Annotated in this window: 12 protein-coding genes; 6 read left to right on the plus strand and 6 right to left on the minus strand. The window is 66.1% G+C overall.

The features are described from left to right. Window positions 1-82: 82 nt before the first annotated feature. From fucP to AC5O77_RS00155, 4 genes are all read left to right on the plus strand, one after another. Window positions 83-1,339, plus strand: coding sequence for an L-fucose:H+ symporter permease (gene fucP, locus AC5O77_RS00140; RefSeq protein ID WP_478057234.1), 1,257 nt, complete (start codon window positions 83-85; stop codon window positions 1,337-1,339). A 7-nt stretch (window positions 1,340-1,346) separates the two neighbouring features. Beyond that, window positions 1,347-2,342, plus strand: coding sequence for a carbohydrate kinase family protein (locus AC5O77_RS00145; protein ID WP_458075130.1), 996 nt, complete (start codon window positions 1,347-1,349; stop codon window positions 2,340-2,342). Next, window positions 2,339-3,565 carry an AGE family epimerase/isomerase gene (locus AC5O77_RS00150; protein ID WP_049398497.1) on the plus strand — a complete coding sequence of 409 codons (1,227 nt, stop codon included), beginning with the start codon at window positions 2,339-2,341 and terminating at the stop codon, window positions 3,563-3,565. The genes AC5O77_RS00145 and AC5O77_RS00150 overlap by 4 nt, the downstream gene beginning before the upstream one ends. Before the next feature lie 91 nt (window positions 3,566-3,656). Beyond that, window positions 3,657-6,275, plus strand: coding sequence for a beta-mannosidase (locus tag AC5O77_RS00155; RefSeq protein WP_494506291.1), 2,619 nt, complete (start codon window positions 3,657-3,659; stop codon window positions 6,273-6,275). A gap of 86 nt (window positions 6,276-6,361) precedes the next feature. On the opposite strand, the gene mtnC is transcribed toward AC5O77_RS00155, so the two are convergent. The 5 genes from mtnC to AC5O77_RS00180 form a co-directional block, all read right to left on the minus strand. Beyond that, the gene (gene mtnC, locus AC5O77_RS00160) at window positions 6,362-7,057 is read right to left on the minus strand and encodes an acireductone synthase (RefSeq protein ID WP_019336325.1); all 696 of its coding nucleotides are present in this window, start codon (window positions 7,055-7,057) and stop codon (window positions 6,362-6,364) included. 3 nt (window positions 7,058-7,060) lie between these two features. After that, complete coding sequence (locus tag AC5O77_RS00165; RefSeq protein ID WP_478057239.1) at window positions 7,061-7,618, minus strand: 1,2-dihydroxy-3-keto-5-methylthiopentene dioxygenase; 558 nt, start codon at window positions 7,616-7,618, stop codon at window positions 7,061-7,063. Window positions 7,619-7,710: 92 nt separating this feature from the next. Then, complete coding sequence (locus AC5O77_RS00170) at window positions 7,711-8,352, minus strand: methylthioribulose 1-phosphate dehydratase (RefSeq protein ID WP_478057240.1); 642 nt, start codon at window positions 8,350-8,352, stop codon at window positions 7,711-7,713. A 460-nt stretch (window positions 8,353-8,812) separates the two neighbouring features. Beyond that, window positions 8,813-10,240, minus strand: a complete 1,428-nt coding sequence (locus AC5O77_RS00175) for an amino acid permease (protein ID WP_032128776.1) — start codon at window positions 10,238-10,240, stop codon at window positions 8,813-8,815. Window positions 10,241-10,322: 82 nt separating this feature from the next. Further along, window positions 10,323-11,798, minus strand: a complete 1,476-nt coding sequence (locus AC5O77_RS00180) for an amino acid permease (protein ID WP_121503164.1) — start codon at window positions 11,796-11,798, stop codon at window positions 10,323-10,325. A 133-nt stretch (window positions 11,799-11,931) separates the two neighbouring features. On the opposite strand from AC5O77_RS00180, the gene AC5O77_RS00185 reads away from it, so the two are divergent. Beyond that, entirely contained in the window at window positions 11,932-12,546 is a 615-nt protein-coding gene (locus tag AC5O77_RS00185) for an NUDIX hydrolase (protein WP_478057241.1), read from the plus strand. Between the two features lie 79 nt (window positions 12,547-12,625). Here AC5O77_RS00185 and serA read toward each other — a convergent pair whose 3' ends face one another. Then, window positions 12,626-13,867 (minus strand): phosphoglycerate dehydrogenase, encoded by a 1,242-nt coding sequence (gene serA, locus AC5O77_RS00190; protein WP_014037034.1) that lies wholly within the window; start codon window positions 13,865-13,867, stop codon window positions 12,626-12,628. A gap of 169 nt (window positions 13,868-14,036) precedes the next feature. Here serA and AC5O77_RS00195 point away from each other — a divergent pair, with 169 nt between their 5' ends. Further along, a complete protein-coding gene (locus AC5O77_RS00195; RefSeq protein ID WP_032128778.1) occupies window positions 14,037-15,425 on the plus strand; it encodes an FAD-binding oxidoreductase in 1,389 nt (462 codons plus the stop codon). Window positions 15,426-15,434 lie beyond the last annotated feature (9 nt).

The following is a 15,434-nucleotide window of genomic DNA, read 5'->3' on the forward strand; positions in this document are numbered from 1 at the left end:
TTCCGCGCATCGAGGCGCGTACCGCATGCCGATCTCCGCAACGCCCCGTCCATCGGGTACCTCCAGCAGCCAGGCGCCGGTCATGAATGTCCGTGCTGCTCTGGCGGTTGCCACCACCATATTCTTCATGTGGGGCTTCCTGACCAGCCTCAACGACGTGCTGATTCCGCACCTGAAGGCGGTGTTCGAACTGAATTACACCCGCGCGATGCTGGTGCAGTTCACCTTCTTCGGCGCGTACTTCCTGATGTCGGTGCCGGCCGGTCGGCTGGTGGCCCACCTGGGCTACAAGAAGGGCATCATCGCCGGCCTGCTGATCGCCGGCGTGGGCGCGCTGGGCTTCTGGCCGTCGGCCGCATTGCGCACCTATGAAGCGTTCCTTGGTTCGCTGTTCGTACTTGCTACCGGCATTACCGTGCTGCAGGTGGCAGCCAATCCCTACGTTGCGCTGCTGGGCCCGGAACAGACCGCATCGAGCCGTCTGACCCTGGCGCAGGCACTCAACTCGTTGGGTACCACGCTGGCGCCGCTGTTTGGTGGTTTCCTGATTCTGAGCACCGCAGTGAAGAGCGGCGACGAGATCAACGCGCTGCCCGTGGCCGAACAGATTGCCTACCGTACCGCCGAAGCGCAGTCGGTGCAGGGCCCGTACGTGGGCCTGGCCATCGCACTGGTGCTGCTGGCAGTGTTCGTCTACCTGTTCCGCCTGCCCAGCCTGACCGAGACCACCGAGCAGGCCGACAGCGGCCACCACACGCTGCTGGATGCACTCAAGCATCCGCACGTACTTTTCGGCGTGCTGGCTATTTTCTTCTACGTCGGTGCTGAGGTGTCCATCGGCAGCCTGATGGTGAACTACCTGGCACTGCCGGAGATCGGCGGCATGACTGAACAGCAGGCCACGCACTATGTGTCGGCCTACTGGGGCTGCGCCATGGTTGGTCGCTTTGCAGGTGCGTGGTTGCTGGCCAAGTACTCGCCGCGCGGCCTGCTGGCCGGATTCGCAGTGGCCAATGTGGTGCTGCTGGGCGTCACGCTGGCGTCGGGTGGCAAGGTCGCGCTGTACGGCATCGTGGCGACCGGTCTGTTCAATTCCATCATGTTCCCGACCATCTTCTCGCTGGCCATCGAACGCCTGGGCCCGCTGACCAACAAGGCGTCCAGCCTGTTGATCATGGCCATTGTCGGCGGCGCGATCATCCCGCTGCTGCAGGGCATGCTGGCCGACCGCATCGGTCTGCACCTCAGCTTCGTGCTGCCGATGGTCTGCTACGTCTACATCATCTTCTACGGTCTGGTGGGTTCGCGCCCGCCGGCTTCCGCAACGCAGGGAGGCTGAGTCGGAAATGGGTGCCATTGTCTGCTTCGGCGAAATTTTGATCGATCTACTAGCGCAGCCGCCGGCCTCGGCCGATACCCCGCGCGCGTTCCTGCAGTACGCTGGCGGTGCGCCGGCCAACGTCGCGGTGGCGGCTGCGCGGCTGGGGGCGAAGACCCAGTTCGTCGGCATGCTTGGCCGCGACATGTTCGGTGACTTCCTGGCCGACAGTCTGGTCGAGCACGGCGTGGGCACGGATTACATCGTGCGCACCGACGCCGCCAAGACTGCGCTGGCCTTCGTCGCGCTGGATGCCAGTGGCGAGCGCAGCTTCAGTTTCTACCGCCCGCCGGCGGCTGACCTGCTGTTCCGTGACAGTGACTTCCAGGCGGAGTGCCTCGACAGCGCGCAGTGCTTCCACGTCTGTTCCAACAGCCTGACCGAGCCGGCCATCGCCGAGGCGACCTTCGCCGGCATGGATCGTGCGCGCGCGGCCGGTGCGGTGGTCAGCCTCGATCTGAATCTGCGCCCGGCACTGTGGCCCGTCGACGTCGATCCGACGCCGCGCCTGTGGCAGGCGCTGGAGCGCGCCGACCTGGTCAAGCTGTCGCGCGAGGAACTGGATTACCTGGCCGCACCGCTGGGCGCCGATGGCGAGGCGGTGGTGCTGCGGCGCCTGCTGGCCGCGCAGGCGCGCTGGGTGATCGTCACCGATGGCGCGGCCACGCTGCAGTGGTACACCCGCGACAACCACGGCACGGTGACCAGTTTCCGCGTGGCCACGGTCGACACCACGGCCGCCGGCGATGCCTTCGTCGGTGGCGTGCTGGTGGGCCTGCTGGAGCGGGGTGGGGCGGGTGCTGGTTTCGCCGCGTTCTGCCAGGACCCGGAGGCGATCACCGCCACGCTGCGCTTCGGTGCCGCCGTGGGTGCGCTGGCTGTTACCCGCAAGGGCGCGTTCGCCGCGATGCCCTCGCTCGATGAAGTGCAGCAGCTGCTGCAGGCCCAGGACATTACCGCATGAGCACCTCGCCCGATTTCCGTTCGCCCGCGTTCCTGCGCGCGCACATCGCCGACACGATGGCGTTCTACCACCCGCGCTGCATCGATCCGGACGGCGGCTTCTTCCATTACTTCCGCGATGACGGCAGCATCTACGATGCCAGCCACCGCCACCTGGTGAGCAGCACCCGCTTCGTCTTCAACTATGCGATGGCCTACCGCGAATTCGGCAACGCCGAATACCGGGAGGCTGTCGAGCACGGCGTGCGCTATCTGCGCGAGGTGCACCGCAACCCGGCCACCGGCGGCTATGCCTGGACCCTGCGCGACGGCAAGGTCGAGGACGATATGAACCACTGCTACGGCGTGGCCTTCGTGCTGCTGGCCTACAGTTGCGCGCTGAAGGCCGGCATCGAGCAGGCGCGCGACTGGATGGACGAGACCTGGCAGCTGCTGGAAGCGCGCTTCTGGGAGCCGCAGCACGGCCTGTACAAGGACGAGGCTGACGGCCAGTGGAACTTCACCGGCTACCGCGGCCAGAACGCCAACATGCACATGTGCGAGGCGATGCTGGCCGCGTTCGAGGCCAGTGGCGAGCAGCGCTATGTCGAGCGCGCGCTGCAGCTGGCCGACAACATGACCCGCCGCCAGGCCGCCAAGGCCGGTGGCCTGGTCTGGGAACATTACGATGTGAACTGGGAAATCGACTGGGACTACAACCTGGACGATCCCAAGCACCTGTTCCGCCCGTGGGGCTTCCAGCCGGGGCATCAGACCGAGTGGGCCAAACTGCTGCTGATCCTCGATCGCCACGTGCAGGCCGACTGGCTGGTGCCGACCGCGCAGCATCTGTTCGACGTCGCCGTCGCACGCAGTTGGGACGACACCCGTGGTGGCCTGTACTACGGCTTCGCACCGGAATCGCGCCGGCAGCCCGGTATGGACGGCGCCCCGATCGGCGGCGACAGCTTCGTCTGCGACGACGACAAGTATTTCTGGGTGCAGGCCGAAACGCTGGCGACCGCCGCGCTGATGGCCAAGCGTACCGGCGATGACCGCTACTGGCAGTGGTACGAACGCATCTGGGCGTATTCGTGGGAGCACTTCGTCGACCACCAGTACGGTGCATGGTTCCGCATTCTCGATGCCGACAACCGCAAGTACAGCGACGAAAAAAGCCCTGCCGGCAAGGTGGATTACCACACCATGGGCGCGTGCTACGAAGTGTTGAACGTCGTGCGTTGAAGATCGTTCGAATGCAGTAGTGCCAGGCCATGCCTGGCTATCCGAAATCGGTAGCGCTGGGTCACGCCCGGCGGAAAAACAGGAGCGCCACGTGCATCGCATTTCCCTCGTTGTCCGTCTGCTCCTGCTGCTGATCGCAGCGTCCGCTTTCCCGGCAACTGCGGCGCCTCTGCAGGCACAGTGGGAGTTCCGCATGCTGCCCGGCGACGCCGAGGGTGCAGCCCACCCAGGCCTGCAGCAATGGCGGGCGGCGAAGGTGCCGGGCAGCGTGCACACCGACCTGCTGGCGCATGGGCTGATCCGCGATCCGTACGTCGGTGCGCCTGAGGCCGAGCTGCAATGGATCGGCCTGGCTGATTGGGAGTACCGCGCCCGCTTCGACGTGGATGCGGCGACGCTGGCCAAGCCCAATGCCGAGCTGCGCTTCGATGGGCTGGACACCTACGCCGAAGTCAGTCTCAACGGCAAGCCGCTGCTGCGTGCAGACAATGCGCACCGTACCTGGACCGCGCGCGTGGAAGGGCGTCTGCGGGCGAAAGGCAATGAACTGCAGATCGTGTTCCGCTCGCCGATTCGGACCCTGCTGCCGGGCGTGCAGGCGATGCCGCACAAGATCGCCGGCAATTACCCGTCGCCGTATGGCGATGAACCGAAGGACGCGATGGTCGGCAACTTCGCGCGCAAGCCGGCCTACCACTTCGGTTGGGACTGGGGCCCGCGCTATGTCACTGCCGGGGTCTGGCGCGGCGTCGATCTGCAGGCCTGGGATGCGCACCGGCTGACAGATCTGGCGGTGCGCACCGATGCATTGAACGCGGAGCAGGCGAAGCTGGCAGTGCTGCTGCAGGTGGAGCAGGGTGCTGCGGCGGGTTCGGCCGTGGTCAATGTGTATGTACATGATCCGGAAGGCCGCAGCGTGGCCCAGAAGCAGCGCACGGTTCTGCTGAAGCCCGGCCAGAACAGTGTTGAACTACCGATTGAACTGGCGGAACCGAAGCGTTGGTGGCCGGTCGGCCACGGTGCACAGGACCGCTACACCGTGCAGGCTCGCCTGGACGGTGGCGCAGATACAACGCTGGCCCGCGAGCAGCGCATCGGCCTGCGCACGGTCGAACTGCGTCGCGAGGAAGACGGTAAGGGCGGGCAGGGCTTTGCTTTCGTCATCAACGGCGTGGAGATCTTCGCCAAGGGCGCCAACGTCATTCCGTTCGATGCCTTCCCCGCACGGGTCGATGCCGCACGCCTGCGCCAGGTGCTGACCGCCGCGCGCGACGCCAACATGAACATGCTGCGCAACTGGGGCGGCGGCTACTACGAGGACGATGCGTTCTTCGACATCGCCGATGAGCTGGGCCTGCTGGTCTGGCAGGACTTCATGTTCGGTGGTGGCATGCAGCCGGGCTACGATCAGGCGTTCCGCGCCAGCGTGGTGGCCGAGGCGCGCGACAACGTACGCCGCCTGCGCCATCACCCCAGCATCGTGCTGTGGTGTGGCAACAACGAGGAAGAGACCGCCTGGAAGGACTGGGGCCACGGCCGCGACCTGAAGGCGGCTGACCCGGCATTTGCAGCGAGGGTCTGGCAGGGCTACGTCGACCTGTTCGGCAACGACCTGCGCCAGGTAGTGGGCGAGGAAGGGCTGGGCGTGCCGTACTGGTCCAGCTCGCCCAGCAACGACCTTGACGAGAAGGCCAACGATTCAACGCGTGGCGACAAGCACTACTGGCAGGTATGGGGCAATCCGGCGTTGCCGGTGCAGGCCTACCTGCGCGAGACCCCGCGCTTCATGTCCGAGTACGGGCTGCAGGCGTGGCCGTCGGTGGCGACGGTGGACCAGATCGCCACCCGCGCCGAGCAGCGCATCGACAGCCCGGTGATCCGCGCGCACCAGAAATTCATGGCCGGCGAGGGCAACAGCCGCCTGCTGCACTACATCGAACTGGGCTACGGCACGCCGAAGGACTTCGAGGACTTCGTCTACCTCAGCCAGGTGATGCAGGCCGATGGCATCGCACTGGCGGCGCTGCATCATCGCGCCTCGCGGCCATACACGATGGGTTCGCTGTACTGGCAGCTCAACGATGTCTGGCCGGGCGCCTCGTGGTCCAGCGTGGATTACTTCGGCCGCTGGAAGGCGCTGCACTTCGCCGCGCGGCGCTTCTTCGCGCCAGTGACGGTGGCCGCGCTGCGCGACGAGGGGAGCACGCGGGTGCGCCTGATCAACGACGGTGCCGCACTGGATGCACGCTGGCGGCTGCGGGTGATGGACGTGGAAGGGAAGGTGCTGCGCCGTCGCGAGGAAGCGGTGACGCTGGCGGCGTCGGGTGTGACCTCGATCGGTGATTTCCGCGATGCCGACTTGTTGGCCGGTGCCGATCCAAAGCGCACGGTGGCCGTGTTCGAACTGCTGCAGAACGGGGCGGTGAGTGCCCGCCAGGTGGTTGGTTTCGTCGAGGCGAAGGACCAGGTATTGCCCCGACAGAAGCTGAAGGCTGCCTTGAGCATCGAGGGCCACCACTATCGCCTGCGGCTGGAAAGCGCGGCGTATGTGCGCGCGACGTGGATCGATTTCGGCGCGCTGGATGTGCAGGTCGAAGACAACCTGCTGGACCTGCTGCCGGGCGAAACCCGCGATATCGCGGTGCGCGGTCCGGTGGATCTGGTTACCCTGCGCGAAGCGCTGAAGGTGAAGACCCTCAACGATCGTTGAGCAAAAAAGGGGACGGAGGGGATTAAGTCGTTTGTGGCCCATGTGTGCCACAAACGACTTAATCCCCTCCGTCCCCTTTTTCTTGCTTACAGCTGGATCTGCTGGAAATTCTCGACGCGCTCGTGGCCGTTGGCGGCCTGGCCGGTGCGCGGCAGCGGGTAGTCATCCAGGCGATCAATCAGGCGGGTCTGCAGGCCGGCTTCGCGGGCAGCATCCAGTTCTTCCACCACATCCGACAGGAACAGGATCTCGCCGGCCGGCACGCCAATGGCCTGCACGATGCGGCGGTAGCTGTCGGCCTCGCGCTTGCCGCCAATCTCGGTGTCGAACCAGCCCGATACCAGCGGGCTGAGGTCACCGGCATCGCTGAAGCCGAAGAACAGCTTCTGCGCCGGCACCGAGCCGGAGGAGTACACGTACAGCGGCAGGCCGGAGGCGTGCCAGCCCTTCAGCACCGGCGCCACTTCCGGGTAGAAGTGCGCGGTGTAGTCGCCGCGGCGGTAGCCTTCGTCCCAGATCAGGCCCTGCAGCGCCTTCAGTGCGGTGTGCTTGCGGTCCTGGTCGATCCAGCCCTGCAACGTTTCGGCCACCAGGCTGTCCTGGCAGGCGCCGCCGATCTCGGTGGCCACCGCATCCAGCCAACGGCGGACTTCCGGCTGCTGGCCGTGCTCGGCGACGAACGCGGGCAGCGCCTTGCGGGCATAGGGGAACAGCACGTTCTTGACGAACGAGATGCTGCTGGTGGTGCCTTCGATATCGGTCAGGATGACGCGGGGCTGCATGGATCAGGATGCCTGGGTAGGTACGTAACGGGGGAATTTCTGCGCGATGTCGGTGCCGGTGAAGTGCCCGACCCAGCCGTCCGGCTCGGTGAAGAAGCGGATCGCCACGAAGCTGGGCTCATCGCCCATGTCGAACCAGTGGGTGGTGCCGTCGGGCACGGCGATCAGGTCGTCCTTCACGCACTCGATCTCATAGACCTTGTCACCCACGTGCAGTGTGAACAGGCCGGAGCCTGCGACGAAGAAGCGCACCTCGTCTTCCTTGTGGAAGTGTTCGTCGAGGAACTTCCTGCGCAGCTCGGCGCGGTTCGGGTTGTCCGGGGCGATCGAGGCCACGTCCACGCTCTTGAAGCCGCGCTCGGCAACCAGGCGGTCGATGTCGGCGCGGTAAGCGGCGAACACTTCATCCTGGCTGGCGCCGGGCGCAACCGGTGCGCTGGCCTGCCAGCGCTCGAAGGTGACGCCGATCTTCTGCAGCTCGGCAGTGATGACCGCGCCGTCCTGGGTGTCCAGCAGCGGCGATTCGGGGCGGGTGTCGTCGTAGATGCGCAGTCGGCTCATGGCGGCGGCTTGAACGTCTCGGGGGGAAGACAGGGTAGCAGGGTGGGCACGGGGTGCAGATTCCGGATCGGCATCTGCATCTGCGCGCCGGTTCAGCCGCGCAATTTGCGCAGTTCCAGTTCGCAGTGGAACAGGAATTCGAAGGCTTCCAGGTGGCGGCGTGCCTCGGCCATGTCGCGGCCCCAGGCATACAGGCCGTGGCCGTCGATCAGGTAGCCCCACAGGGGCTGCGTATCGAGCAGGTCATCGACCTGCTTCGAAAGCACGTTCATGTCCTGGGTGTTGGCGAACACCGGCACGTCGATGGCCATCTCGTGGGTGCTGTTGCCGGCGAAAGCCTTCAGCAGCTCGTAGCCTTCCAGGCGGATGTGGCCCTGAGGCGCGTACAGGCGCGAGGCGATGGTCTGCACCGGCGAGTGGGTGTGCAGCACGCAGCCGATCTCCGGGAAGCGACGATACAGCTGGGTGTGCAGCAGCGTCTCGGCAGACGGGCGTAGCGGACGGCCGACGGCCTGGCCGTCGAAGTCCACCACCATGATGTCGTCCTCGATCAGGCGGCCCTTGTCCTTGCCGGAGACGGTGATCGCGGCGTGGCGGTCGTCCAGGCGGTGGGAGAAGTTGCTGCTGGTGGCCGGGGTCCAGCCGGCGTGGGCCAGTTCGCGGACGTTGTCGATCAGCAGCTGGGCCAGTTCGCTCAGGCGCGCGGTGTCGTACGGGAAGGTGAGGGCGTTCATGCCGGCGATTTTACTGGATTCGGCCAACGGCTGAGCCCCTCGTGGCTGGCGTCAGAAGCAGATTTCGCGGGTTGGCCGGTTGGGTGGGCTGCGCAGGGGACGCCGTGAACCCGTCCATGAAGTGACCCCCGGGAGTTGGCCGCGGCATCCATGCCGCGGACACCCCTGCGCAGCCCACCCAACCGGCCACGGACAGGTTCCGTGCGGCCAGCCACGGAGTGAAGAAGGAAAAGCGAAAAGCGGGTCGCTTCGCTGCGCTTGCTCGGAGCGGAGCATGGCTCCGCTCTACAACAGATTCGTTCCGATACATTCGTTTCCGGGAACGTTTCATCCACGCATGGCGTGGATCCACCGGACGCGCCGGGAGACTGTCATGCCTCCCCGCCAAACCCCTCAGCCCAGCTATTGCCGTTGCTCCGGCTTCAAAGGCGGGTGCAGGGCCGCAGGCCCTGCAATCCCTTTACTTACCCCGCAGCCGGCTGTGCCTGAAGCCGTAGCAGAAATAGATCACGAAGCCGACGAACGTCCACACCCCCATCAGCATCCAGTTGTGCATCGTCATCGCCGACAGCAGGGCAAGGCAGCTCAACACGCCCAGGCTGCAGATCAGCCACGCCATCGGCATGCGGAACGGACGCGGCAGGTCCGGCTGGGTGCGGCGCAGGATCAGCACGCCCGCGCACACCGCCGCGAATGCGATCAGGGTGCCCATCGAGGTCAGCTCGCCCAGGATGTCCAGCGGGAACAGCGCCGCCAGCAGGGCGATGCCGATGCCGGTGATCACGGTGTTGATGTGCGGGGTGCGGTACTTCGGGTGGATCTTGGTGAACACCGGCGGCAGCAGGCCGTCGCGGCCCATGATCATGAAGATGCGCGGCTGGCCGATGATCATCACCAGCACCACCGAGGACAGGCCGACCAGTGCGCCGACCTCGACCACCCAGCGCAACCAGCCCAGCTGCGGATGCGCGGCCACCGCGGTCACCACCGGCTCGTCGGTGCCCAGCAGCTGGAACGGCACCAGGCCGGTCATCACTGCGGCCATCGCGATGTACAGCACGGTGCAGATCACCAGCGACAGCATCATGCCGAACGGCATGTCGCGCTGTGGATTCTTCGATTCCTGCGCCGCCACCGACACCGCCTCGAAGCCGATGTAGGCGAAGAACACCATCGCCGCACCGCGCAGCACGCCTTCCATGCCGTACTTGCCGGGGCCTTCGTTGGCCGGAATGAACGGGGTCCAGTTGCTGGTGTCCACGTACTTCCAGCCGACCACGATGACCAGCACGATCAGGCCGGTCTTGAGCACGACCATCGCCATGTTCATCGCCGAGGACTTGCTGATGCCGACGTAGCACAGCCAGGTCAGCAGCAGCACCAGTGCGGCGGCGGGCAGGTTGGCGATCGCGCCGGTCGGGCGCAGCTGTGCATCGAGTGGGGCACTGACCAGCGCCGCCGGTAGATGGATGTCGAACTGGCTGAGCAGGCTGAGGAAATAGCCGGTCCAGCTGACCGCGACCGCCGAGGCGGAGACGCCGTACTCGAGCACCAGCATCCAGCCGATGAACCAGGCGGAGAGCTCGCCGAAGGTGGCGTAGGTATAGGTGTAGGCGCTGCCGGAGACCGGCACCATCGAGGCGAACTCGGCATAGGCCAGTGCGCAGAAGGCGCAACAGATGGCGGCCAGTACGAAGGACAGCATGATGGCCGGGCCGGCGTGGTTGGCGGCGGCCTGGCCGGTGATCACGAAGATGCCGCCGCCGATCACCGCGCCGATACCCAGGGCAGTCAGCCCCCAGGGGCCGAGGTGGCGGCGCAGGCTCAGGCCGTTGGCGTCTTCATGGGCGGCATGCGGGTGCTTGGTGGCCCACAGTTGCTTGAACATGTGTGGTGGTCTTGTCGAAGCGCGCCATGACCGGCGCGCGGGGAAAACGGACGGGCCGGCGCGAGGCCGGCCCGTAGGCGGATCAGGGCGACTTGGCCAGCTTGCTGTTGCGGATGCCGTAGCCCAGGTAGATCAGCAGGCCGAGCAGGGTCCAGCCAACGAACAGGTGCCAGTGCACCACGAACGCCTGCCAGAACAGGAACAGGCAGGTGGCTGCGCCGAGGGGGCAGATGATCCAGACCGCCGGCACGCGGAACGGGCGGTGGATCTCCGGCTTGGTATAGCGCAGCACCAGCACGCCGATGCAGACCGTGGCGAAGGCCAGCAGGGTGCCCATCGAGACCAGTTCGCCCAGCACGTTCAGCGGTACCAGGCCGGCCAGTGCCGCGGCGATCACGCCGACCACGATGGTGGCGACGTACGGGGTGCGGAAGCGGGCGTGGACCCTGCCGAAGAACTTCGGCAGCAGGCCGTCGCGGGAGATGGTGTAGGCGATGCGGGTCTGGCCCATCATCATCACCAGCACCACCGAGGATAGGCCGGCGATGGCGCCGATCTCGACCAGGGTCTTCAGCCACGACAGGGTCGGGTAGGGTTCCAGCGCGGTGGCCACCGGCTTGTCGGTGCCCAGCAGGTGGTACGGCATCATGCCGGTCAGCACGGCACAGACGATGATGTAGACAATGGTGCACACGGCCAGCGAGCCGAGCAGGCCGATCGGCATGTTGCGCTGCGGGTCCTTGGTTTCACCGGCGGCGGTGGAGACCGCATCGAAGCCGATGTAGGCGAAGAACACGATGGTGGCCGCACGGAACACGCCGCTCCAGCCGAACTCACCCGCCACGCCGGTGTTTTCCGGGATGAACGGCTGCCAGTTGGCCGGGTCGATGTGAGCCGCGCCGATGCCGATGAACAGGCAGATGACGGTGACCTTGATTGCCACGATGATCGCGTTGACGAAGGCCGATTGGGTCACGCCCACGTACAGCAGGCCGGACACCGCCGCCACGATCAGTACTGCCGGCAGGTTGAACAGCTTGCCCGAGGCGATGAACTCGCTGCCGGTCCAGGCAATCGGGGCCGCGCTCAGGGCATCCGGGAACGGCATGTGCAGCGTGGTGGTGATGAAGCTGATCAGGTATGCCGACCAGCCCACCGCGACCGAGGCCGAGGCAAACAGGTATTCCAGCACCAGGCACCAGCCGATGAACCAGGCCATGCCCTCGCCGAGGGTGGCGTAGGAGTAGGAGTAGGCGCTGCCGGAGACCGGCATCATCGCCGCGAATTCGGCGTAGCACAGCCCCGCCAGGGCGCAGGCGAAACCGGCGATGACGAACGACAGCATCACTGCCGGGCCAGCGTGGTTGGCCGCAGCCTGGCCGGTCAACACGAAGATGCCTGCGCCGATCACCGCACCCACGCCAAGCAGGATGAGGTGTTTAGCCGTGAGGGTCCGTTTCAACGTGGCTTCGCCGTCCAGGCTGCCTTCGATGGGTTCGCCAGCATCGACGTGCCCGGCCGGTTCAACCGGCTTGACCCTCAACAGAGCTTTCAGCATGCAGTACTTCCTAGTGATCGGATTGGGTGGGCCGCCGATACGTTGCCGGCAACCCTGGAATGGTGAAGGCCGCGCGAACGGCCCGCTGTACCTTAGCCAAAGCTGAAGCCAACGCACAAGCGCAATCGCAACAATGAACGGCGATAATGAGCAGTATTTTTCCAAACGCCGCCCATTCATGAGCCAGACCGCCGAAACCCTTGCCGTGCTTGACGATCGCCTGCGTGGTCTGCTGCGGGACTATGCCCGCCGCGAGCCCGCCCACGACGCATTGGCTGCCGAATTCGGCACATTGTTGGACGATCCGGAAGATCCGTTCCGGCGCGAGCGGCTGGCCGGCCACTTCACCGCCAGCTGCTGGCTGGTCAGTGCCGACGGCCAGCGCCTGCTGCTGACCCATCACCGCAAGCTGCAGCGCTGGCTGCAGCTGGGCGGCCACGCCGACGGCGACCGCGACCTGGCCCAGGTGGCGCTGAAGGAAGCCGAGGAGGAGTCGGGCCTGAGCGGCCTGGTGTTGGAAGACCCGGCCATCTTCGATCTGGACAAGCACTGGATTCCGGAGCGCAAGGACGTGCCAGGGCACTGGCACTACGACGTGCGTTTCGTGATCCGGGCGCTGGGTGGCGAGGCCTTCGTGCTCAGCGAGGAGTCACTCGACCTGGCCTGGCGGCAGGTGACCGAGGTCGCGGCCGATCCGGAATCGGACGAATCCATGCAGCGCATGGCGCGCCGGTGGTTGGCGCGTTGAAGAAAAAGGGGACGGAGGGGATTAAGTCGTTTGCGGCACATGCGGCATAAACGACTTAATCCCCTCCGTCCCCTTTTTTTCAGTACAGGATGCGCGTGCGCAGCGTGCCCGGAATCGCGGCCAGCTCGTCGCGCACGGCGGCGGCTTGTTCCTCGCTGGCGGTGATGTCGATCACCACGTAGCCCACCTTCGGGTCGGTGCGCAGGAACTGGCCGTCGATGTTGACGTTGTGGCGCGAGAAGATCTCGTTGACCTTGGACAGCACGCCCGGCACGTTCTGGTGGATGTGCAGCAGGCGCAGGCTGTCGGCGTGCTCGGGCAGGGTCACTTCCGGGAAATTGACCGCCGACAGGGTGCTGCCGTTGTCGCTGTAGCGCACCAGCTTGGCGGCCACTTCAACGCCGATGTTGTCCTGCGCCTCCAGCGTGCTGCCGCCCACGTGCGGGGTCAGGATCACGTTGTCGTGGCGGGTCAGCGGCGATTCGAAGATATCGCCATTGCCCTTCGGTTCGACCGGGAACACGTCCAGCGCGGCGCCGCCGACGTGGCCGCTGGCCAGTGCCGCGTCCAGCGCATCGATGTCGACCACGGTACCGCGTGCGGCGTTGATCAGGTGCGCGCCCTTGCGCATCTTCGCCAGCTCGGTGCTGCCGATCATCCACTGCGTGGACGGGGTCTCCGGCACGTGCAGGGTGACGATGTCGGCGCGTGCCAGCAGGTCGTCCAGGCTGGCCGCTGCACGGGCATTGCCCAGTGCCAGCTTGGTTTCCACGTCGTGGAAGATCACCTGCATGCCCAGCGATTCGGCCAGCACGCCGACCTGGGTGCCGATGTGGCCGTAACCGATGATGCCCAGCGTCTTGCCGCGCACTTCATGGCTGCCGCTGGCCGACTTCGACCAGCCGCCGCGATGGCATTCAGCGTTCTTCTGCGGAATGCCACGGGTCAGCATGATCGCTTCGGCGATGACCAGCTCGGCCACGCTGCGGGTGTTGGAGTAGGGCGCGTTGAACACCGGGATGCCGGCCAGCTCGGCCGCGTCCAGGTCGACCTGGTTGGTGCCGATGCAGAAGCAGCCCACCGCGATCAGGCGCTTGGCCTCGGCCAGCACTTCGGCGCTGAGCTGGGTGCGCGAACGGATGCCGACGATGTGCGCCTCGGCGATGCGCGCCTTCAGTTCGTCCTCGGGCAGCGCCTTGGTGTGCGCTTCGATCTGGCTGTAGCCGGCGGCGCTGAATACCTCCACGGCGGTCTGGCTGACCCCCTCCAGCAACAGCACGCGGATATCCTGCTTCGGGAACGAGGTCTTCTTCGGCGACATGGGGCGACACGGCCAGTGGGACAGGGGCTGACCACTATGCCAGATCGCAGCGACCATGGTGCAGTGCGCAATTGGTTGCATCCGTAGCTATCTGCACGGCTGCGGGGCTGGACGCTGGCGCGTGCCGCTGGCACGCTTGCCCGTTCTTCACGCACCGCGCTGGACTGTCATGACCGATTCCCGCATTGCCTCGCTGCAGCAGGCCTGTCCCGGCCTGAAGCTGAAGACCGACCCGGCCGACCTGGAGCATTACGGGCGCGACTGGACCCGGCGCTGGACGCCGGCGCCGCTGGCGATCGCACTGCCGGCCACGGTCGAGGAAGTGCAGGCGGTGATGCGTTGGAGTGCAGGCGAGGGCGTGGCCGTGGTGCCGTCCGGTGGCCGCACCGGCCTCTCGGGTGGCGCGGTGGCCGCCAACGGCGAGCTGGTGCTCAGCCTGGAACGGATGAACAAGGCGCTGGCCTACGACGCGGTCGATCGCACCCTGGTGGTGCAGGCCGGCATGCCACTGGAGGCCGTGCACAACGCCGCGCTGGACCACGGCCTGATCTACCCGGTGGATTTCGCTGCGCGCGGGTCCTGCTCGATCGGCGGCAACATCGCTACCAATGCCGGTGGCATCCGCGTGATCCGCTACGGCAACACCCGCGAGTGGATCGCCGGGCTGAAAGTGGTCACGGCTGATGGCGAGTTGCTGGAGCTCAACAAGGGCCTGATCAAGAACTCCAGCGGCTACGACTTCCGCCAGCTGCTGATCGGCTCGGAGGGCACGCTGGGCGTGATCGTCGAAGCCACGGTGAAATTGACCGATCCGCCGCCGGCCAGCAATGTGATGCTGCTGGCCGTACCCAGCTTCGAGGTGCTGATGCAGGTATTCGCCGCGTTCCGCGCGCGCCTGCAGCTGCAGGCCTTCGAATTCTTCACCGACCGGGCGCTGGAGCACGTGCTGGCGCATGGCGCGCAGGCGCCGTTCGACGAAGTGCACCCGTATTACGTGGTGACCGAGTTCGCGGCCGGCGACGAGGCCCAGGAAGCGGCTGCGATGGCCGCGTTCGAGGACTGCATGGGCAATGGCTGGGTCAGCGATGGCGTGATCAGTGCCAGCGACGCGCAGGCCGCGCAGCTGTGGCGCCTGCGCGAAGGCATCACTGAGTCGCTTGCCCGTTACAAGCCCTACAAGAACGATGTTTCGGTGCGGATCTCGTCGATGCCGGCGTTCCTGGCCGAGACCCAGGCGCTGATCGGGCAGGCCTACCCGCATTTCGATGTGGTGTGGTTCGGCCACATCGGCGACGGCAATCTGCACATCAACGTGCTCAAGCCGGACGACACCAGTGACGCTGATTTCGTGGCGCAATGCGAGCACGTAACCAAGCTGCTGGCGCAGGTGCTGGCCCGCTTCGACGGCAGCATCTCGGCCGAGCACGGCATCGGTCTGGTCAAGAAGGGCTACCTGGACAGCACCCGCGGCCCGGCCGAGATCGCCCTGATGAAGGCGGTCAAACGCGCGTTCGATCCCCAAGCGCGGCTGAATCCCGGCAAGCTGTTCGACGTTTGAGCCGGGCAA

It is taken from the genome of Stenotrophomonas sp. INTA L402-1, assembly GCF_059295135.1.

Coding starts and splice junctions, on each gene's coding strand:
- serA (WP_014037034.1), bottom strand. CDS start 13,867: ATGTCGCCGAAGAAGACCTCGTTCCCGAAGCAGGATATCCGCGTGCTG.
- AC5O77_RS00180 (WP_121503164.1), bottom strand. CDS start 11,798: ATGCTGAAAGCTCTGTTGAGGGTCAAGCCGGTTGAACCGGCCGGGCAC.
- AC5O77_RS00145 (WP_458075130.1), top strand. CDS start 1,347: ATGGGTGCCATTGTCTGCTTCGGCGAAATTTTGATCGATCTACTAGCG.
- AC5O77_RS00165 (WP_478057239.1), bottom strand. CDS start 7,618: ATGAGCCGACTGCGCATCTACGACGACACCCGCCCCGAATCGCCGCTG.
- fucP (WP_478057234.1), top strand. CDS start 83: ATGAATGTCCGTGCTGCTCTGGCGGTTGCCACCACCATATTCTTCATG.
- AC5O77_RS00150 (WP_049398497.1), top strand. CDS start 2,339: ATGAGCACCTCGCCCGATTTCCGTTCGCCCGCGTTCCTGCGCGCGCAC.
- AC5O77_RS00195 (WP_032128778.1), top strand. CDS start 14,037: ATGACCGATTCCCGCATTGCCTCGCTGCAGCAGGCCTGTCCCGGCCTG.
- AC5O77_RS00170 (WP_478057240.1), bottom strand. CDS start 8,352: ATGAACGCCCTCACCTTCCCGTACGACACCGCGCGCCTGAGCGAACTG.
- AC5O77_RS00175 (WP_032128776.1), bottom strand. CDS start 10,240: ATGTTCAAGCAACTGTGGGCCACCAAGCACCCGCATGCCGCCCATGAA.
- AC5O77_RS00185 (WP_478057241.1), top strand. CDS start 11,932: ATGAACGGCGATAATGAGCAGTATTTTTCCAAACGCCGCCCATTCATG.
- mtnC (WP_019336325.1), bottom strand. CDS start 7,057: ATGCAGCCCCGCGTCATCCTGACCGATATCGAAGGCACCACCAGCAGC.